This window comes from Anabaena sp. FACHB-595 (assembly GCF_048568275.1).
Lineage (GTDB): Bacteria > Cyanobacteriota > Cyanobacteriia > Cyanobacteriales > Nostocaceae > Trichormus.
On the sequence record NZ_CP183473.1, the window covers coordinates 1,771,849 to 1,790,486 of the forward strand.

Annotated in this window: 17 protein-coding genes and 1 pseudogene; 10 read left to right on the top strand and 8 right to left on the bottom strand. The window is 41.4% G+C overall.

What is annotated here, in order from left to right; translation table 11 throughout:
* Nucleotides 1-75: 75 nt before the first annotated feature.
* Both petC and ACN222_RS07505 read right to left on the bottom strand, forming a co-directional pair.
* Nucleotides 76-612 (bottom strand): cytochrome b6-f complex iron-sulfur subunit, encoded by a 537-nt coding sequence (gene petC / locus ACN222_RS07500; RefSeq protein WP_010995682.1) that lies wholly within the window; start codon nt 610-612, stop codon nt 76-78.
* Between the two features lie 177 nt (nt 613-789).
* Entirely contained in the window at nt 790-1,002 is a 213-nt protein-coding gene (locus ACN222_RS07505; RefSeq protein WP_010995683.1) for a YgaP family membrane protein, read from the bottom strand.
* 299 nt (nt 1,003-1,301) lie between these two features.
* Here ACN222_RS07505 and ACN222_RS07510 point away from each other — a divergent pair, with 299 nt between their 5' ends.
* Complete coding sequence (locus ACN222_RS07510; RefSeq protein WP_010995684.1) at nt 1,302-1,787, top strand: DUF4079 domain-containing protein; 486 nt, start codon at nt 1,302-1,304, stop codon at nt 1,785-1,787.
* 49 nt (nt 1,788-1,836) lie between these two features.
* On the opposite strand, the pseudogene ACN222_RS07515 reads toward ACN222_RS07510, so the two are convergent.
* The 4 genes and pseudogenes from ACN222_RS07515 to ACN222_RS07530 all read right to left on the bottom strand — a co-directional run.
* A pseudogene (locus tag ACN222_RS07515) lies at nt 1,837-2,496 on the bottom strand (cation transporting ATPase C-terminal domain-containing protein); the annotation flags it as partial.
* A 514-nt stretch (nt 2,497-3,010) separates the two neighbouring features.
* Nucleotides 3,011-3,334: a DUF362 domain-containing protein gene (locus ACN222_RS07520; RefSeq protein WP_044520976.1), complete on the bottom strand. Its 324-nt coding sequence runs from the start codon at nt 3,332-3,334 to the stop codon at nt 3,011-3,013.
* A 151-nt stretch (nt 3,335-3,485) separates the two neighbouring features.
* A complete protein-coding gene (nifB, locus tag ACN222_RS07525) occupies nt 3,486-4,913 on the bottom strand; it encodes a nitrogenase cofactor biosynthesis protein NifB (protein WP_010995686.1) in 1,428 nt (475 codons plus the stop codon).
* Nucleotides 4,879-5,127 (bottom strand): hypothetical protein, encoded by a 249-nt coding sequence (locus ACN222_RS07530; protein ID WP_126987380.1) that lies wholly within the window; start codon nt 5,125-5,127, stop codon nt 4,879-4,881. The genes nifB and ACN222_RS07530 overlap by 35 nt, the downstream gene beginning before the upstream one ends.
* A gap of 1,014 nt (nt 5,128-6,141) precedes the next feature.
* On the opposite strand from ACN222_RS07530, the gene ACN222_RS07535 reads away from it, so the two are divergent.
* The 3 genes from ACN222_RS07535 (at nt 6,142) to ACN222_RS07545 (ending at nt 9,919) form a co-directional block, all read left to right on the top strand.
* Nucleotides 6,142-7,509, top strand: a complete 1,368-nt coding sequence (locus ACN222_RS07535) for an APC family permease (protein WP_010995688.1) — start codon at nt 6,142-6,144, stop codon at nt 7,507-7,509.
* A 28-nt stretch (nt 7,510-7,537) separates the two neighbouring features.
* Nucleotides 7,538-8,197, top strand: coding sequence for a methyltransferase domain-containing protein (locus tag ACN222_RS07540; protein ID WP_010995689.1), 660 nt, complete (start codon nt 7,538-7,540; stop codon nt 8,195-8,197).
* Nucleotides 8,198-8,512: 315 nt separating this feature from the next.
* A complete protein-coding gene (locus ACN222_RS07545; RefSeq protein ID WP_010995690.1) occupies nt 8,513-9,919 on the top strand; it encodes a glycoside hydrolase 100 family protein in 1,407 nt (468 codons plus the stop codon).
* 32 nt (nt 9,920-9,951) lie between these two features.
* Here ACN222_RS07545 and panB read toward each other — a convergent pair whose 3' ends face one another.
* Complete coding sequence (gene panB, locus ACN222_RS07550; RefSeq protein ID WP_010995691.1) at nt 9,952-10,725, bottom strand: 3-methyl-2-oxobutanoate hydroxymethyltransferase; 774 nt, start codon at nt 10,723-10,725, stop codon at nt 9,952-9,954.
* 84 nt (nt 10,726-10,809) lie between these two features.
* The gene (locus tag ACN222_RS07555; protein ID WP_010995692.1) at nt 10,810-11,970 is read right to left on the bottom strand and encodes a ligand-binding sensor domain-containing protein; all 1,161 of its coding nucleotides are present in this window, start codon (nt 11,968-11,970) and stop codon (nt 10,810-10,812) included.
* Nucleotides 11,971-12,785: 815 nt separating this feature from the next.
* Between ACN222_RS07555 and ACN222_RS07560 the strand changes: the two genes are divergently transcribed.
* The 6 genes from ACN222_RS07560 (at nt 12,786) to ACN222_RS07585 (ending at nt 18,504) form a co-directional block, all read left to right on the top strand.
* Nucleotides 12,786-14,216, top strand: coding sequence for a form I ribulose bisphosphate carboxylase large subunit (locus ACN222_RS07560; protein WP_010995693.1), 1,431 nt, complete (start codon nt 12,786-12,788; stop codon nt 14,214-14,216).
* 94 nt (nt 14,217-14,310) lie between these two features.
* Nucleotides 14,311-14,709 carry a RuBisCO chaperone RbcX gene (gene rcbX / locus ACN222_RS07565; RefSeq protein ID WP_010995694.1) on the top strand — a complete coding sequence of 133 codons (399 nt, stop codon included), beginning with the start codon at nt 14,311-14,313 and terminating at the stop codon, nt 14,707-14,709.
* A 56-nt stretch (nt 14,710-14,765) separates the two neighbouring features.
* Complete coding sequence (locus ACN222_RS07570) at nt 14,766-15,095, top strand: ribulose bisphosphate carboxylase small subunit (RefSeq protein ID WP_010995695.1); 330 nt, start codon at nt 14,766-14,768, stop codon at nt 15,093-15,095.
* A gap of 161 nt (nt 15,096-15,256) precedes the next feature.
* Nucleotides 15,257-16,984, top strand: a complete 1,728-nt coding sequence (locus tag ACN222_RS07575) for a hypothetical protein (RefSeq protein ID WP_010995696.1) — start codon at nt 15,257-15,259, stop codon at nt 16,982-16,984.
* A gap of 78 nt (nt 16,985-17,062) precedes the next feature.
* Entirely contained in the window at nt 17,063-17,887 is an 825-nt protein-coding gene (locus tag ACN222_RS07580; RefSeq protein WP_010995697.1) for an aminoglycoside N(3)-acetyltransferase, read from the top strand.
* The gene (locus ACN222_RS07585; protein ID WP_010995698.1) at nt 17,884-18,504 is read left to right on the top strand and encodes a GDSL-type esterase/lipase family protein; all 621 of its coding nucleotides are present in this window, start codon (nt 17,884-17,886) and stop codon (nt 18,502-18,504) included. The genes ACN222_RS07580 and ACN222_RS07585 overlap by 4 nt, the downstream gene beginning before the upstream one ends.
* Nucleotides 18,505-18,638: the final 134 nt, after the last annotated feature.

Below are 18,638 nucleotides of genomic sequence, written 5' to 3' on the forward strand. Positions count from 1 at the left end.
GAAATGCTGGAGCCGCAAGCCATAACCAGAAACCAGGAAGTAAAAAATCCGAATCGGTTCCATATCACTTCATCCTTAGACCCACCAGGGTTTCTTTCCAGTACGGGGATCAGTTTCCGTCCACGGCGAGATTAAAATGCTGTTATCAATCACTGCAACCTGGACAATTTTGAGCGGTAGAGGAGCCGGTCCACGCACCACCGACCCATCTGGGGCATAGCGAGAACCATGACAGGGACATTGAAACTGCTGATCCAAGGGATTCCAGGGGAAGGTACAACCAAGGTGAGTGCAGTTATCTACAAGCCCAATACGATCCAGGGTGTGATCTTCTTTGACAATCAGATAGGTGGGTTCTCCTGCCAAACCGGCAACCAGGGCGCGGGTTTGGGGCGGTTCAGCCAGAATTTGCGAGGCGGGGATTTGTTTCCCTAGAATATCCTTAGCCAGAATAGCACCTCCCGCTCCTGTTTTTTCTGCTGGAGCAATCAAGAATTTGCCAGCAGGATAGAGCGCAGCACCCGCAGTGACAGCAACAGTTGCTCCGGTAATAAAGTTAAGTAGTTGCCGTCTTGATAGGGATGGACTTTCGATTGGAATACTATTGTCCATTATGGGTCTCCTTAAAAATTGATGAGTGAATCCCTTTAAGAGACTGAAAAATAAAAAATATCCCAAATTCTCTTGTGGGATGGGTGTCCTCACTACGTGCCACTACGCGAACACCTATCCCAGATTCAGGGCGGGTAGGATACCCCAGAAGATGGATAATTTATTTTTTGAAAGTCCTTAAAGTTGATCATTGATCTGGCTGGTATGAATTCCCAGGAGGCTATAAAGACCGCAAAATCCTACTAAAGCTGTCACCAGCAATACGCTACCTGCAACGACAAGACCAATACCCAATCCGGTACTGTAGTACGGGAAAAGTCCTAGATAAAACAACGCTGAAGCCAACAACAGACGGATCAGGCGATCTAACGAACCAACATTCGTTTTCATAACTGTAATCTCCAATATTGAATAGGCTACAAAACCCTTATAAAAATCTTGAATGGGCTGCAAAACCCCTAGAAAACCCTTGGTGCAATTATGCAAGAAGCAACCTCAAGGGATGGCAATTTTTCCTTGTTTTCTCTTTCATTATAACTCCTAAACTACTAGGAATTTTTAATATCAAGAATTATATGTTTCTAGGACAATTCATACAATTTATCCAGTATTAGAACATGATTTCAAACAACAGAATGTCATACTTTTTTGTGATTAATTCTCCATAGCTAATTTTGGAAATACTTATTATGAGTTCAGAAACCTTAGCGGCGCTCAAGCCCTATCTCAGCTTTTTTCACCCTATTACTATGTGGATCTTGCTGGTCGTTGCGCTCTATGCGATGTACCTGGGTGTGCAAGTCCGACGGACGAGGCTGGCTAACGGAGATATCAAAAAAGAATTGGTGAAGGGTCGGTTTGCCATCCGCCATCACCAAATTGGTTCTATCCTCCTGGGGTTGATGGTAATGGGTGCGATCGGGGGGATAATGGTAACCTACTTTAACAATGGCAAAATCGTGATTGGCCCTCATCTATTTGCTGGCTTAGGGATGGTGGGATTGATTTCTACTTCTGCGGCGTTAGTTCCCTTTATGCAGAAGCATGACTGGGTTCGTAGCATCCACGTTTCGCTGAATCTTATTCTGCTGGGATTGTTTGGCTGGCAAGCTGTGACAGGGGTGCAAATTGTGCAGAAGATTTTGAGCCAAATGATGAAGAATGTTGCAGCGTAAGTATTATTCACGCTACAGATTAAAGAGTTCTATTGAATGCAGATGTAAATCAAAGATTTTCTGGGATAGGTTTTCTTGATTTGGATTGAATAATTCGTTGGGGTCGATTGAGAAACTTTAACTGTTCAAACCAAAGCAGAGCGATCGCCCCACCGCCCAAACAAATTGCCAGGTCGATGGGGTGTAAGAAGGAGAAGCTAAACAATTGACGCAAAAATGGGACATAAAGCACGAGTGCGAGAAAAGCCAGTCCTCCACCAATCACCCACCAAAGGGCATTATTGGGGGATTTCCGTATTTTGAGGCTGAGGCGAGATGAAGAACTTTCGCTCAGAATTAGTCCTAAATTCGCTAAAATTAACGTCGTAAAAGTTAAAGCACGGGCATCAAGTTCGCCTTGTCTGCGATATAGTGCAACCACAAAGATGACGAGAGCGATCGCTACACACAACAATAAAGCGATGCCAAATAAGCGACTCACCAACCGAGTCATTTCCTGTTGTAGGGGAGTCTGTTCTGGCTTGACTTTTTGCAAAGCCTTACCAATCTTGCCCATCTCCGTTTGAACGCCCACAGCTTGGACTTGAGCAATTCCCTGTCCTTGACCTACTAAGGTTCCAGAATATACAAAGGGCAACTCATCTCCCCCTGGACGTGCCATTTCCACGGTACCGGCAGCAGCAATTTTACGGACTGGTAAAGATTCGCTAGTTAATAATGCTCAATGTCTGCACAAATTACTGATTAATAAGCTGATTTCCCAATAAAACATAAAACAGAAAATATTTCTTCTATCTTGCTAGGTAAATAAGTTAATTTTTTATCTACTACCTTAAAATATTTTGATTTGATTATAAATTCATTAGCTTAAAATATAAGCCACAAATCCTGATGGCTTGTTGACACAATTTTTCTCAAAGAACGCGCTTCTTTTACATCCTCTTGATTGACAGTACGATACTCTCATAATTGCAGAACGGCGATCGCTTTCATCTCTCTGCACATTAAGGATGAGTTTCAAATATCAGTGGATAGCACTGATAAAATAGCTGCTACCTCGCTAATGATCTAAATATGCCAACGTTGACTGTTAAAACCCAATACCGTTCAGTTAAGGAATTTTTTGGTTAAAGCAGGTGCAACGATTCGTGAAAAATTCCACCATCAATAATGTGTACGCCCTTTGACGCAGATATTCATTAAACGTTGCAGAATCAGCCTTTTTAATTATTTGATAGTGTAAACTTCTCTGAATAACAATTAAACCAACGTTCCCAATAGTCTTGTTTTTTTGTCAATTTCGCTATAACTCGGTTGTAGTTAGCAAACCAGCCTTCCCAATAATCGCTAGGTACTTTAACGCAACCATCGCAAGTAGGACAACCAGCTTTACATTGTGGGACTGTGTAGACGGTATCAACGCAATTTGTACACAGTTCGGAGTCAATCCAGTGCTGTCCGTTTTCAGCGATTTTAATTGCACCAGTGGGGCATACAGACGAACAGAGCTTGCAGGAAATACATTGGCTGGTGATAGTGTAAGCCATGATTATTCTCCTTGTTGATTGGGGATTGGAGATTGGGGATTAGGTATCGGGGATTGGGGATTGGGTAATTTGCCTAGTCCCCCCTTCGGGGTTCGCCAGTCGCTTATGGGGGAAACCCCCAAGACCGCGCTGGCTCACCAGTCCCTACTCCCTAGCCCTTATTCCATTGCTCGTAAAACTCTAAAGCAACCTTCTCAATCACGTCGTAAGCTTCAACAGTCTGTATACCAGCTTGGAGCAGTTTTTCTTTGGGAGATTCGCCAATCTTGGAAACCAAAACTGCTTTACAATCTGCGATAGTTTTAACAATATTGTCAAATGTGGCTTCTTCGCCGTATCCACCTTGACAATAATGATCAACCTTGCGGTGACTGACGAAGCTAACTTCACTACCGTCTACTTCGTAAACCTGAAATTCCTTGGCATGGCCGAAGTGTTGGTTAACTAATCCGCCGCCTTTGGTTGCTATTGCAACTAAGATTTTAGGATTGTTAGCTGTTTTTTCTTTACCAGCTAGTACTTTTTCTTTGGCTACTTTTAGTTCTACTCTAAATTTCTCAATACCTTCGTGGACTTCTTGACGTTTGTCGAAGTCATATTCTGGAGCCATTTCGAGGAATTTATCTTTGGTAAATTCCTGGCTGCGGTCTTCTCCTAACAAGCCTACAGCGTCAGCACGGCACTGGCGGCAATGGCGCATCATTTTCATGTTGCCAGAACATTGGTCTTGCACTGACTTCAGTTCTTTTTGTGAAGGCCCGCGTTGACCAGTTAAGCCGAAGTGTGTACCGTGTTCTGGTGCAGAAATCAAAGGCATGATGTTGTGCAGGAATGCACCTTGTTCACGAATCATCTTGTTGACTTCAACCAGATGTTGATCGTTAATGCCCGGAATCATCACGGAATTAACTTTACACAAGATATCAGCTTCTCTGAGAGCTTGTAAGCCTTCCATCTGCTTCTCTAGCAGAATTCTCGCGCCTTCCGCACCTCTATAACGTCTGCGCTTGTAGTGAACCCAAGAATAAATCTGTGCGCCGATTTCTGGGTCAATAGTATTTAGGGTAATAGTAACGTGGTCAATATTTAGTTGTTTAATGCGATCGACATATTCCGGCAGCATCAAACCATTAGTTGATAGACACAGCTTAATATCTGGCGCTTTGTCTGCAATCAACTCAAAGGTGCGGAAGGTCTTTTCTGGGTTCGCCAGAGGATCGCCAGGGCCAGCAATTCCCAAAACTGTCATTTGGGGAATTTTGCCTGCAATTACTAAGACTTTGTGTGCTGCTTCTTCTGGTGTGAGTAATTCACTAACTACGCCAGGACGGCTTTCGTTAGCACAATCATATTTTCGGTTGCAATAGTTGCATTGAATGTTGCAGGCAGGTGCAACAGCAACGTGCATTCTCGCGTAATGGTGGTGAGCCTCTTCGCTGTAGCAGGGATGTTTAGCAATACGTTCTTGGAGCTTTTCGTCCATTTCCACGGTGGTGCTGGTGTCGCATCCGCAACCACCTGATTTTGCTTTGGTAGGTGTCGATTCAGTAACGGAAGAGCCTGTAACTGGTGGTGTCATTGAATTTCGCAAATGTCGGTGGACTAGCTGCCACTGTGGGAGATGCCGTTGCTGATTGTGTTTGCCCTAAGAATTGAAGTCGCGTCTGCCACATTGCCTGTAGCGGCTTCGCTGAGTAGGGCAGGCTATGAAGTCCTTGGTTTCGGCTGGTGTGTGTCAACTTGGGGTCTTGGTAGAATGTGTTTAAAGCCGCGACTTCTCTTCCAGATGGCATAGTGCTATCTCATCCCTCCACTCACTTTTTGCTTGCGTTTTATGTAGAAGCGTTAAGTGATTGGCGATATAAGATTTATAGCAGTCGTCTTTGACTATTACAGTTTGTATCTCTGGAATAGAATTTATTGGATTTATTAAAGTTGTACTCAAAATCTCAAATGATGATTTCGAGAACGTTGTGAGAATTTGTAAAATTTTTTCCAGGTAGGGGTTCTAGTATTTTCTAGTTGGGGTACGAGTATTTATGGAAAGGGGTTCAGGATCTTGTTGTACTCATTTGTAACCCAAATACAGCAAGTGTTCAAGGGCTGTTTGGGCTAATTGTTAACTATACAATTTTGTACTCACTCCCTCCTGAAATCTTGCTGAAAGTCATTATTTGCAAGGGATTTAGGAGGGAAAAACTGGAGTAGATTACGTTGTACTACCCCAGATACGTGCGAAATTCAATTCTGTATCCAACATATCATTTTTTTTCAGGGAAAAATGTAATTCATATTTTTTTAATGTTTTATTTGAAATGATATTCAATTAGGGTTGTAAGGCTTAACAGATGAGCCATACAAGCTCTGATTGATGGCATGATTAATGCGGATTTTTTTCAATAAATTTAATATTTGCTATCTTTTTTTTCTAGGTTAAAATACTCTTATAACCTAATTTGCTAGTTATGTGAATATATTCTTGAGATGTGGTAATTAGTAATTGAAAAGAAGTACTTACCCATTACCTACGAATATAAGAATTTGATTTGATTTTTGAAAAATATAAGTATTTGTAGCATTGCCCACCTTCACTTGCTTTAAGCCAGCGAACCAGTTAAACCTCATAGTTGTCACTTTTTCTTCACATTTATTGATGACAATCTGGATCAGTGACTCAAAAGCAGTCATTTTTTTTATGCCCATATAAATAACTACGCAATATTATTCATGGCCAATTAAAGAGTTTAATACCCATCTGCCTCCTGACTTTCCTTTTGATTCAGTGCAAACAACTATGAGGAAGCAATGTGAGTAGACATACAGATTACAGTTCGCTAGAGCAAATACAGACGACTGGTGCAGATGCACCCAAGCCATTATTAACACTATCAGACGCAGTTGCTCTAATTGTCGGGATTGTCATTGGTGTAGGTATTTTTCAAACCCCTGCGCTGGTAGCTAGTCAAGCTGGAAGTGATACTGCGGTACTGTTGTTTTGGTTAGCTGGTGGCATAGTCTCTATTATTGGTGCATTGTGCTACGCAGAGTTGGCGACAACTTATCCTAATGTTGGTGGAGCCTACTATTATCTAAAGCGAGCATTTGGCCAAAATACTGCCTTTTTATTTGCCTGGGCAAGGTTGACAGTGATTCAGACTGGTTCTATTGCCTTGGCGGCATTTGTTTTTGGTGATTATGCGTCTGAGATTTGGCGGCTGGGTACATTTTCATCATCAATGTATGCCGCAGTGATAATTGCTTTATTAACGATATTAAACATACTGGGTTTACACCAGGGAAAATGGACACAAAATTTACTGACGGCGGCGCAAGTCTTGGGTTTATTGCTGGTAGTCCTTTTTGGACTAGCTAGCACTGCTAATAGTGCTAATAGTGCTGTATCGCCGGAACCTTCATCCTCAGGTAGTTGGGGACTAGCAATGGTGTTTGTACTGCTGTCATACGGTGGTTGGAATGAAGCCGCGTATATTTCGGCAGAGATAAAAAACAGGCAAAGAAATATCTTGCGATCGCTCATGTGGAGTATTGGTATTATCACAGCAATTTACCTGCTGATCAACCTAGCTTTTTTGCGAGGCTTAGGATTAGCAAATATGGCAAACTCATCAGCAGTTGCCGCAGACTTGATGCGTGCTGTCTGGGGTACGCCAGGTGTTGTATTTATCAGCCTCTTGATTGCGATTTGTGCTTTAGGGACAATCAATGCCTCCATTTTTACTGGCGCACGTACTAACTATGCCTTAGGGCAAGATTTTAACCTGTTTGGCTTCATGGGAAGTTGGAGACAAATCCCCAGTACTCCTGCGACTGCCTTATTAGTCCAAGGTGCGATCGCTCTTGCCTTGGTTGTATTAGGCACATTCACCCGCAAGGGATTTGAAACAATGGTGGATTACACCGCACCCGTGTTTTGGTTCTTCTTTCTACTTTCTGGCATATCACTATTAATATTGCGCCAGAAAGAACCACACATACCGCGTCCGTTTCGTGTGCCTTTTTATCCTATTACCCCATTACTCTTTTGTGCTGTTTGTGGCTACTTACTATACTCCAGCGTAGTTTATACAAACGTGGGCGCTGTTGTCGGTGTTTTGGTGGTGATAGCAGGTGTCCCGTTATTGTTCTGGAATCGCTACCGCCAAGGTAAGGCTTAGAAATTCAAAATTAACTAGGAGAATAATCATGAAGTTGCAAAAGATTTTACTATCTATTGTTACAGGTGTTAGTGTTGTGAGCCTGGGATTAGCTGGCTGCACACCACAACAAACCAATTTGGAAGCACAGACAGAAAGTAATGCACCTACTTTAACAGGTCAAACTGAAACTCAAGCACAAGCTCCAACAACTCAACCGCAAGAACGCCCTGCGGATGTGCCTTATGTGCCGACACCACAGCCTGTGGTAGATGCAATGTTGCAAGTAGCGCAGGTGGGCAAAAATGATGTACTTTACGACTTAGGCAGTGGTGACGGACGCATTGTCAATACAGCCGCCCAAAAATTTGGGACACGGGGTATCGGTATAGATATTAATCCCGAACGTATTCAAGAAGCTAACGAAAATGCTCAGAAGGCAGGAGTCAGCGATCGCGTAAAATTTGTTCAGCAAGATTTGTTTAAGACTGATTTTAGTGAAGCTACCGTAGTTACCCTCTATCTTCTGCCCGATATTAATCTCAAATTGCGTCCTATCCTCCTTCAACAACTGAAACCTGGTACTCGCATTGTCTCTCACGCTTTTGATATGGGTGAATGGAAGCCAGAAAAGACATTACAAGTAGATGGCAGAACTATCTACTATTGGGTTGTTCCAGAGCAAGTCCCAGCTAATTTACGCCAGTAAGGAGGCGGGGGAGAAGAAGGTAAAAATATACAGAAATATTTCTTCTTTTCTCCTGCTTTCTACTCTCTACTCGACTCAGCACTAACTCCCGACGACTTAATAATCAAAAATTCTATGATAGGGTAAAGAGGAAAGAACGCCTTAATTACAGGGATTAATTAAGCGATGACCATCAGCTACGCTAGGCAGAACGCGATCGCCATCATAATTGTCTAGAAATGCCGCAATATCATTATTCAATATATTTTTAATTTTTCCATTACCAATTAAAAATTATCAGATCCCACAAAGATTAGTAGTGGAATTATATTAACTATGAAAACCCCTCCAATTAATCAGAAGTCTCTTCGAGAAACAGAAAGTTGGAAACTTCTAGAAAGTTCCATTATTTATTATGAGGGCAACCCCATAGGTACTGTAGCTGCTCAAGATCCAGAATTAGCTGCGCTCAATTATGACCAGTGTTTCCTGCGTGATTTTGTCCCTTCTGCCTTTGTGTTTCTGATGGATGGGCAAACAGATATTGTTCGTAACTTCTTAATAGAAACACTGACATTACAAAGCCATGAAAAGGAGATGGACTGCTTTCAACCTGGTGCAGGGTTGATGCCTGCGAGTTTTAAAGTAGAATCCGATGGTAGTAAAGAATATCTAGTTGCTGATTTTGGTGAAAAAGCGATCGCCCGTGTTCCACCAGTTGACTCTTGTATGTGGTGGATTCTCCTGCTGCGTGCTTATGAAAAGGCTACAGGTGACTTGACTTTGGCCCGTGAGCCAAAATTTCAAGCAGGAATCAAGTTAATTTTGGATCTGTGCTTGGCACATCGGTTTTCCATGTACCCCACCATGTTGGTTCCCGATGGCGCATTTATGATTGATCGCCGCATGGGAGTATATGAACACCCCCTGGAAATTCAGGTATTATTTTATGCTGCACTTAGGGCAGCCCGTGAATTACTATTGCCAGATGGTGATGGTGAACAGTATCTCAATAAAGTTCATGGGCGCTTAGGTGCTTTGCAATATCATATCCGTAACTATTACTGGGTAGATCTGAAGCGATTAAGAGAGATTTATCGTTACAAGGGTAATGAATTTGGCAAAGAAATCGCTAACAAATTTAATATTTTCTCCCAATCAATTCCTGATTGGGTGATTGAGTGGCTACCCGAAAAAGGTGGATACTTGGCAGGGAATTTGGGGCCGGGAAGGATGGATTTTCGCTTTTTTGCTTTGGGAAACCTGATGGCAATTTTAGCAGGGTTAGCCAGCGAGGAAGAATCTCAACGCATCATGAACTTATTTGCTCATCGTTGGGAAGACCTGATTGGATATATGCCGGTGAAAATTTGCTATCCTGCTTTGCAAGGTTTAGAGTGGCAGATTGTGACGGGATGTGACCCCAAAAATATTCCTTGGTCTTATCACAATGGCGGAAACTGGCCAGTTTTGCTGTGGTTATTTACGGCTGCGGCACTGAAAACAGGTAAGGTAGAACTTGCCCATGAAGCGATCGCTATTGCTGAAGGTCGTTTAAGTAACGATAAATTTCCCGAATACTACGATGGTAACAACGGTCGTCTCATCGGTAAAGAAGCCAGAATTTATCAAACTTGGAGTATTGCAGGATTGCTGGTAGCCAAGCAATTCTTAGCTAATCCAGATCATGTAGAATTCATTAGTTTTCCTGATACTTTTATCGGCCCTGGTTGTAGTCTTTAAAGACTTATCAGTTCAACATTACACTTAGTCCTCTATTCTGGGAACTGGCGATCGCGTACTTCCGCAGCGTAATCTTGTACAGCCTTGGTAATTGTCTCGCGCAAATTCGTATAAACCTTGGCGAAGGGTGGTTGTCTTTCTGATAAACCCAATACATCAGAAGTAACTAAAACTTGACCGTCGCAATGGGAACCCGCACCAATACCAATCGTGGGAATATTAACTTTTTGTGTAATCTGCATTGCCAAATCTGCGGGTATATGCTCTAAAACTATGGAGAATACACCCGCTTGTTCAAGTGCGATCGCTTCGTTTAAAATTCTTTGGGCTGTTTCCTGTGTCTTACCTTGTTGACGTAACCCCAATTGATGAACTGATTGGGGTGTCAAACCTACATGACCCATAACTGGTATACCAGCTTGTACCAAACGATTAATAGTGTCTACCATTGCCGGATAGCCACCTTCCAACTTAACTGCTTGAGCGCCTGTTTCCTTTAATATGCGCCCAGCCGAGTTAATTGCTTGTGGGATACTCTCTTGATAAGTCAAAAATGGTAGATCAACCACAACTAAAGCCCGTTGCACACCACGGCAAACTGCTTTAGCGTGGTGTAGCATCTCCTCTAATGTAATTGGCAGCGTTGTTTTATAGCCCAACATTACCGCCATCGAGTCACCCACGAGGATTAAGTCTACACCAGCACCGTCCAGAATTTGAGCGATCGTATAATCCCAAGCGGTCAACGCCACAATTGAACGACCTTGTTGTTTCCACTGAATTAATTGCTGGGTAGTGACTGGCATTTTTTTATAGGGAGTGGGGGTTAGGGGTTAGATTAACATTATTAATTTTTATTTCTCAATATCCCATCCCCCATCCCCAATCCCTCATTTCACAAGGCGACTAAAAGCCAGATGAGGTTTCGCTTTGTCCATTTTGGGCATTAGCCAAGCCAGACCTTCGCTAGTACCAATCCATAATTTGTTAGCGACATCAGGCATAAGGGACAAAACTCGACTAGAAGGAAGTCCGGCAACTTCATCTAGTACAGCACCTGTATTTGGATTTAATCGTAGCAAACCATTGTGAGTACCTACCCAAACACTACCATCTTTAGCAAAGCGCACTGCTGTCACGTTTCTACCCCGCAAGCGAGTCACAGACCGCAACACTACTCCAGTTTTTGGGTTAATTACCAGCAAATTATTCGGCATTCCTGCCCAAATTAAACCTTCGGGACTAATGGCTAAGGCTTGTACTGTGGTACCAGGTAAATCGTTGATTCGCTTCATAATTAAAGCACTGGCTGTATTAATTCTCACGACTCCATCCAGAGTTCCAGTCCAAAGTTGACCATCAGCATCTAAAGTTAAGGTGTTGCCACTCACACCAGGCAAATTTTTGACGGTCGTCATAATTAAACCTTGGTCAGGACTAACTAAGGCTAAACCATTGTCAGTTCCCACCCATAGATAACCCCGCTTATCAGTTAACAGTGATAGCACCCGCTTGGAAGGCAAAAACAAATTCTGCGCTGAAATTTCATTAGTGCGGGGTTCTACTCTCTTGAGTCCTTCATAAGTTCCCACCCATAACCGACCGACTTTATCTTGAGCTAAAGCACCAATGGCAACATTGGGTAAACTAACACGGGCTAAAATCTTACCTGTTTTCGGGTCAATCCGCGATAATCCCCGCCAAGAACCTACCCAGAGATTACCGGCGAAATCTCCTAGTAAATTACTCACGCGATAATCAATTTCGACTACACGTTCCTGCATATCTCGTTCATCAGGCAAGGGGTCTACCCTTGGGGGTGGTGCAGATGCAGGATAAGCTGGCTTTAATTCGGATGGTTTAATATCAGGGGTTGTTGGTGATGGTGCATTAGTGGCAGCTTTTTCTGCCCTCGCCAAATTGCCTATATCTAAAACGCCCAGACTCGGCAGACCTATCAACCCCAACAATATAGAAGTAATCAGTAAACTAGTACGTTTGCGAAATAATCCCACGATGACATTTCCTTTAGAGACAGCACCTCCAGCCATTAGCGAAACTGACCAAAGGTTAATCTCAGTCTTCCCTTAGTTGGGATTTTTTAAACATATGGGGATTGGGGATTGGGAAAAGGCAGGGGGCAGAGGATAAGTAGAGGAGGCAGGGGAAGTAAAGAAGAATGACTATGGACTATTGACCAATGACTATTGGCAACTGACAACTGACTCCTATACAGTCATTGATACATTTTGTAACTGATTGTTAACAAAACGTTTAAAACTTTATGTAATAACAAATTTAAATATGTAAGTTAAGAACTTTCAAAGAATAACTTATGCCATTTCTTGATATATTGTGAGACAAGTTACAAATTACGTGGTGTGCAATTTTTTCATCTTGCGCTGATTACTCTACTAAATATCCGTCAAGTAAATTGGCTCTTAGCTCGTCTCCTGTCAATAAAGGAGGTCGGCAAGAGTGCAGAAGCGGGAATGTGTGAAAACTAACCCAATTCATTAAATACCCCGAAATATAGGGGAATCATCTCATACTTTCCGTAAACCGCGAAGGTCGTGAAGGGATAAAAGCAATTTAGTGGGTGAGAAGAACAGATAAAAAAGAATTTTTTAACTATGGCAAGAGGAAAAAGTAAAAGCGTTAACTTATGCACTCCTAGATGAGCAAGACACTGGTGAAGAGGATTACCACTAAAGCTAAGTGTTAGTTGCAGAAAGGTCGCTGACCTCTACCAAAAGATTATTCCTGTTTTTCTCCTGGCTGATAGGGAGGTAGGGCAATTGTGAGAGGAAATTGTACCAAAACGTGATTTGATAAGTAAAAAGAGTGACATCTTGGAAGGATAGATATGTCTTACGCTCAAACGAAGACTCAGACAAAATCTGGGTATAAAGCCGGGGTTCAAGATTACAGACTAACTTATTACACACCTGATTACACACCTAAAGATACAGATATTCTGGCGGCGTTCCGTGTTACACCCCAGCCCGGAGTTCCCTTTGAGGAAGCGGCTGCGGCTGTAGCGGCTGAGTCTTCTACTGGTACTTGGACGACCGTATGGACAGACCTGTTAACCGATCTAGATCGTTACAAAGGTCGTTGCTACGATATCGAACCAGTTCCCGGCGAAGACAACCAATTCATTGCCTACATCGCTTATCCTTTGGATCTGTTTGAAGAAGGCTCCATCACCAACGTTTTGACCTCAATTGTAGGTAACGTATTTGGTTTTAAAGCATTACGCGCATTGCGTTTGGAAGACATTCGCTTTCCTGTTGCTTACATCAAGACCTTCCAAGGCCCTCCTCACGGTATCCAAGTTGAGCGTGACAAATTAAACAAATATGGTCGTCCTCTGTTGGGTTGTACCATCAAACCAAAATTAGGTCTGTCTGCTAAGAACTACGGACGCGCTGTATACGAGTGTTTGCGCGGTGGTTTGGACTTCACCAAAGACGACGAAAACATTAACTCCGCACCATTCCAAAGATGGCGCGATCGCTTCTTGTTTGTAGCTGATGCTATCACCAAAGCACAAGCAGAAACAGGCGAAATCAAAGGTCACTACCTAAACGTGACCGCTCCTACCTGTGAAGAAATGCTAAAACGGGCTGAGTACGCTAAAGAACTCAAACAGCCCATCATCATGCACGACTACCTGACCGCAGGTTTCACAGCTAACACCACCTTGGCTCGTTGGTGTCGTGACAACGGCGTTCTACTGCACATCCACCGCGCGATGCACGCAGTAATCGACCGTCAAAAGAACCACGGTATCCACTTCCGTGTATTGGCTAAAGCCCTACGTCTATCTGGTGGTGACCACATCCACACCGGTACCGTAGTAGGTAAATTGGAAGGTGAACGCGGTATCACAATGGGCTTCGTTGACCTACTACGTGAAAACTACGTTGAGCAAGACAAGTCTCGCGGTATTTACTTTACCCAAGACTGGGCTTCTCTACCTGGTGTAATGGCAGTTGCTTCCGGTGGTATCCACGTATGGCATATGCCAGCGTTGGTAGAAATCTTCGGTGATGACTCCGTACTACAATTCGGTGGTGGTACACTCGGACACCCTTGGGGTAACGCTCCTGGTGCAACCGCTAACCGTGTAGCTTTGGAAGCTTGCGTCCAAGCACGTAACGAAGGTCGTAACTTGGCTCGTGAAGGTAACGACGTTATCCGTGAAGCTGCTAAGTGGTCTCCTGAATTGGCTGTCGCTTGCGAACTGTGGAAAGAAATCAAGTTCGAGTTTGAGGCAATGGATACCGTCTGATAAAGGCTGAAGATGCAAGGATGAAGGTTAAATGAAAAATACCTTTCATCCTTACATTCTTTAAACTTCATCCTTTTAAAGGGCTGGGTCAAGCATGAATCTCAAGCAAATAGCGAAAGATACAGCCAAAACGCTCCAAAGCTACCTGACTTATCAGGCGCTAATGACTGTGTTGGCACAGCTAGGCGAAACGAATCCACCGTTAGCATTATGGCTGCATACTTTTTCCGTCGGCAAAGTTCAGGACGGAGAAGCGTATGTTAAAGAACTTTTCCGAGAACAGCCAGATTTAGCCTTGCGGATAATGACTGTCAGAGAACATATAGCCGAAGAAGTAGCCGAGTTCTTACCAGAAATGGTTCGTAGCGGTATTCAGCAAGCGAATATGGAACAACGCCGCCAGCATCTAGAACGCATGACGCATCTGAGTTTATCTAACCCCAGTCCTGAATCAGAACAGCAGACAATTTCCGATACTGACTGGGATCATTAATCCAGTTAGGCCAGCATAAGTACTTATTTCCAAATAGCAACCAATTATCACCAGCTATGCAAACCTTACCAAAAGAGCGTCGTTACGAAACCCTTTCTTACTTACCCCCCCTCACCGACGTTCAAATCGAAAAGCAAGTCCAGTACATTCTGAGCCAAGGCTACATTCCAGCCGTTGAGTTCAACGAAGTTTCTGAACCTACCGAACTTTATTGGACACTGTGGAAGCTACCTTTGTTTGGTGCTAAAACATCCCGTGAAGTATTGGCAGAAGTTCAATCTTGCCGTTCTCAATATCCTGGTCACTACATCCGTGTTGTAGGATTTGACAATATTAAGCAGTGCCAAATTCTGAGCTTCATCGTTCACAAACCCAGCAGATACTAAAAGCTGATTTGGTTTAATAATTTATCCATTCAAGAGAGGTAGATGACTTTACCTCTCTTTTTTGTTTTTACAGTGTTTGGGATATAGCATTTTTCATACTCATGAAATCCAGTTTAATTCTATGGTATTAAATAATTTAAACAATACAGGTATTCGTTTATATGAATAATTCTATTAAAAACTTAGTTTTCCAAAAACATAACTTACTCTTTTTAGTACCATTCATAATATATGCAACATGGATATTAATTATTTCTTTATATGGTGTCAATATTCCGATACTAGATCAATGGCTAGCACCTGGTGAACAAATAGAGAGTTTTTTTAAAAATCAATTACATATTGAAACACTTTATAAACAACATAATGAAAGCAGGAAGTTAATTCCAAACTTGATATTTATTATTCTTGCGGGAATTTTGGGACAATGGAACGTAAAAGCAGAAATGATCATAGGATTAATTTTTGCTGTTATGATGTCACTATTGATTTACTTATTGTTGTTATTAACCAATAAAAGCTTTTACAAAAACATATTGATTCTAATATTTTATGATTTTTTATTACTTTCACCATCTTCTTTTAGTAGATGGGTGCGAGGTATAACTATTCATAGGCTTATCCCTGATGCGTGTTTAATTGTAAATGCCTTAATTTTTAGATCAAAGATAAATCGAAATCTCAAAGTAGGGCTATATTCATTGTTTTGTGTGATATCGCAGTATTCTTTTTCTGGAGGTATTGTTACATGGGCTATCACGCTGATATTTATTACTTTTGATAATCAAGTAAACTTGAAGAAAAAATTGCAATCTATATGTTTATTTATAAGCTTGTTTGCTGTATCAACTAGCTTTTATTTTAGCAATTATACTCATCCATATTATCATACAGAACCAAGCGAAATATTGAAACATTCTTGGCAGGACATCATAATTTATTTTTTGGCATTTTTAGGCAATATTTTAGGAGAATCCTATGAATTAGATACATTTATAGGGGTAACTTTTTTGCTTACCTTTACGTTGTTACTAATATTAAATTTAAATCCCCTAAAAAAAGAACTAATCGTGTGGTTTGCTCTTGGTTTTTACACACTTGCACTCGGAATATTAAACGCTATTACTAGAGCGCCAATGTCTAGCCCAACAATGAGCCATGCAGTAAGAGTTGATTATATTATTCACTTAGTCTATTTACCATTATCCATCATCGTAGTTATTTTTTATTTACTAGAACATCGAAATAAAAATAATCAAGTTTTAAAAAATTTTGTTTTCTATTTTTTAGGTATGATAACTGCATTTTATATTTCTAAGAATTATCCAACTAAACTCTTAAATGATTTGCAGGGATGGCAATATCAGTATAACTATGCTAAGAGTTGTATTCAATTAGTCAATTTTTATCCAAAAAATGATTGTATTAAACTATTATTTCCCTTTGTTGAACCTATATATCCTTGGAATCTAGATTTAATTATTACAAGATTTAAAAATTTGAGTGAATTAAATGTCTTACGCCCTGGAATAGTTAAAAATATAAAAATAAATAATCAATGTGAATGGGGTTATATTGATTCCATACAAGAAGAGCAAAATAATTTTGTAAAAATTACTGGATGGGCTAAAATACCCACGAGAGTAGCAGATGCAGTAATATTGGCTTACACAAATGAATCTAATGATTTGATAGTGGTTGATATCTTATCTATAGGACAGACCAGACCTGATATTTCCCAAATATATGGTTCAAAGTATAAAAATTCAGGTTGGTCAGGCAATATAGATTTCAAAAATAAATTGACTAATTTTCATAAATCTCAGATTCAAGCATATGCGTTTGATGCGGAACAAAACCTTTTTTATCCTTTAATATCTTTGCGTTAGGCTAAAGTCATAAAATACCCGACTTAAGATTTACTACACCCCTAAACCCTGAAATTTTCGTTTTCATGTGTAAGTTCTATGAATGAAGCAAAAGTAATTGTCAACACATCATCACCTCGAACTCGCCAAAGTTTAGCCACCGACTTATTCAATGCTGGACTTAACTCAAGTATGACGGTGATAGTTCATTCATCTCTTAGTTCACTGGGTTGGGTGTGTGGCGGTTCCGTTGCAGTAGTTCAAGCACTGATGGATGTGATTACACCAGCCGGAAATTTAATCATGCCTACCCATTCTGGCGATTTGTCTGACCCTGCTATATGGCAACAACCACCAGTTCCGAGAGAATGGTGGACTATTATCCGTGAAACCATGCCAGCTTTTGACCCAAAAGTGACTCCTACACGAGGAATGGGTCAAATTGTGGAAACCTTCAGAACTTGGGAAAATGTGCGGCGAAGTTCTCACCCACAGCTTTCTTTTGCTGCTTGGGGAAAAGATGCGGAAAATATTATTTCCCATCATTCTCTTGACTATTCTTTAGGTGAAAAGTCACCACTAGCGCGTCTGTATGACTTGAATGCTTGGGTGCTATTATTGGGGGTTGGATATGAGAATTGTACTAGTTTTCATTTAGCCGAGTACCGGGTTGGTCAAGCACAGGAAGTCAGAAAAGGTGCGCCGATTTTAGAAGCTGGGCGACGAGTTTGGAAATGGTTCATGGATATTGATATTGATAATAGCTGTTTTTTGGAGATGGGGGAGGCTTTTGAACAAACTAAACGGGTGCAACTCTCCACAGTTGGTTCGGCGCAAACTAAGTTATTTAATATGAGAAATGCTGTAGATTTTGCAGTTTCTTGGTTAAGAGATCATCCGACATACCAAGAGGAGGTATTATGACGAAACAATCTAAAACCCAAATCAGAATTTGTTTTGTTGGCGACTCTTTCGTTAACGGTACTGGTGACCCTGAATGTCTTGGTTGGACAGGTAGAGTATGCGTTAATGCTAATAAAAAAGGTTATGATGTTACCTACTATAATTTAGGTATTAGACGAGATACCAGTAGTGATATAGCCAAACGTTGGTTACAAGAAGTATCGCTACGGTTGCACAAAGAATATAATAGTCTAGTTGTATTTTCTTTTGGATTAAATGATACAACTCTAGAAAATGGTAAACCTCGTGTGAGTATTGCTGAAACTATCAAAAATACACGAGAAATTTTAACTCAGGCGAAAAAGTTATATCCTGTTTTAATGATTAGTCCAGCACCATACATAGAGCAGCAAGACCCAGGAAGAAGAAGAAGAACTATTGATTTATCTCAACAGCTAGCTTTAGTTTGTCAAGATTTGGATGTGCCTTATTTAGATGTTTTTCCACTATTAGAAAAACCTAGTGTTTGGCTGCATGAAGCTAAGGCTAATGATGGTGTTCATCCCCAAGCCGGAGGGTATACGGAATTTGCCAGAATTGTAGAGAATTGGGACGCTTGGTTAAATTGGTTTAGATGATCGTATTTGGTGGGAAAATTATTTAAAAGAAGTTGCTCAATTAGCTCAGTTGTTTTGGGTTCCTAACTATCGTGATGAGGGGACGTTACGGTACAGATATGAGCGTTCTGCACAAAGTTTCATTCGCGCAATCC

Coding starts and splice junctions, on each gene's coding strand:
- ACN222_RS07520 (WP_044520976.1), bottom strand. CDS start 3,334: ATGGCTTACACTATCACCAGCCAATGTATTTCCTGCAAGCTCTGTTCG.
- ACN222_RS07505 (WP_010995683.1), bottom strand. CDS start 1,002: ATGAAAACGAATGTTGGTTCGTTAGATCGCCTGATCCGTCTGTTGTTG.
- panB (WP_010995691.1), bottom strand. CDS start 10,725: ATGCCAGTCACTACCCAGCAATTAATTCAGTGGAAACAACAAGGTCGT.
- ACN222_RS07540 (WP_010995689.1), top strand. CDS start 7,538: ATGAAGTTGCAAAAGATTTTACTATCTATTGTTACAGGTGTTAGTGTT.
- nifB (WP_010995686.1), bottom strand. CDS start 4,913: ATGACACCACCAGTTACAGGCTCTTCCGTTACTGAATCGACACCTACC.
- ACN222_RS07555 (WP_010995692.1), bottom strand. CDS start 11,970: ATGGCTGGAGGTGCTGTCTCTAAAGGAAATGTCATCGTGGGATTATTT.
- ACN222_RS07580 (WP_010995697.1), top strand. CDS start 17,063: ATGAATGAAGCAAAAGTAATTGTCAACACATCATCACCTCGAACTCGC.
- ACN222_RS07585 (WP_010995698.1), top strand. CDS start 17,884: ATGACGAAACAATCTAAAACCCAAATCAGAATTTGTTTTGTTGGCGAC.
- ACN222_RS07575 (WP_010995696.1), top strand. CDS start 15,257: ATGAATAATTCTATTAAAAACTTAGTTTTCCAAAAACATAACTTACTC.
- ACN222_RS07530 (WP_126987380.1), bottom strand. CDS start 5,127: ATGCCATCTGGAAGAGAAGTCGCGGCTTTAAACACATTCTACCAAGAC.
- ACN222_RS07560 (WP_010995693.1), top strand. CDS start 12,786: ATGTCTTACGCTCAAACGAAGACTCAGACAAAATCTGGGTATAAAGCC.
- ACN222_RS07510 (WP_010995684.1), top strand. CDS start 1,302: ATGAGTTCAGAAACCTTAGCGGCGCTCAAGCCCTATCTCAGCTTTTTT.
- ACN222_RS07545 (WP_010995690.1), top strand. CDS start 8,513: ATGAAAACCCCTCCAATTAATCAGAAGTCTCTTCGAGAAACAGAAAGT.
- rcbX (WP_010995694.1), top strand. CDS start 14,311: ATGAATCTCAAGCAAATAGCGAAAGATACAGCCAAAACGCTCCAAAGC.
- ACN222_RS07570 (WP_010995695.1), top strand. CDS start 14,766: ATGCAAACCTTACCAAAAGAGCGTCGTTACGAAACCCTTTCTTACTTA.
- petC (WP_010995682.1), bottom strand. CDS start 612: ATGGACAATAGTATTCCAATCGAAAGTCCATCCCTATCAAGACGGCAA.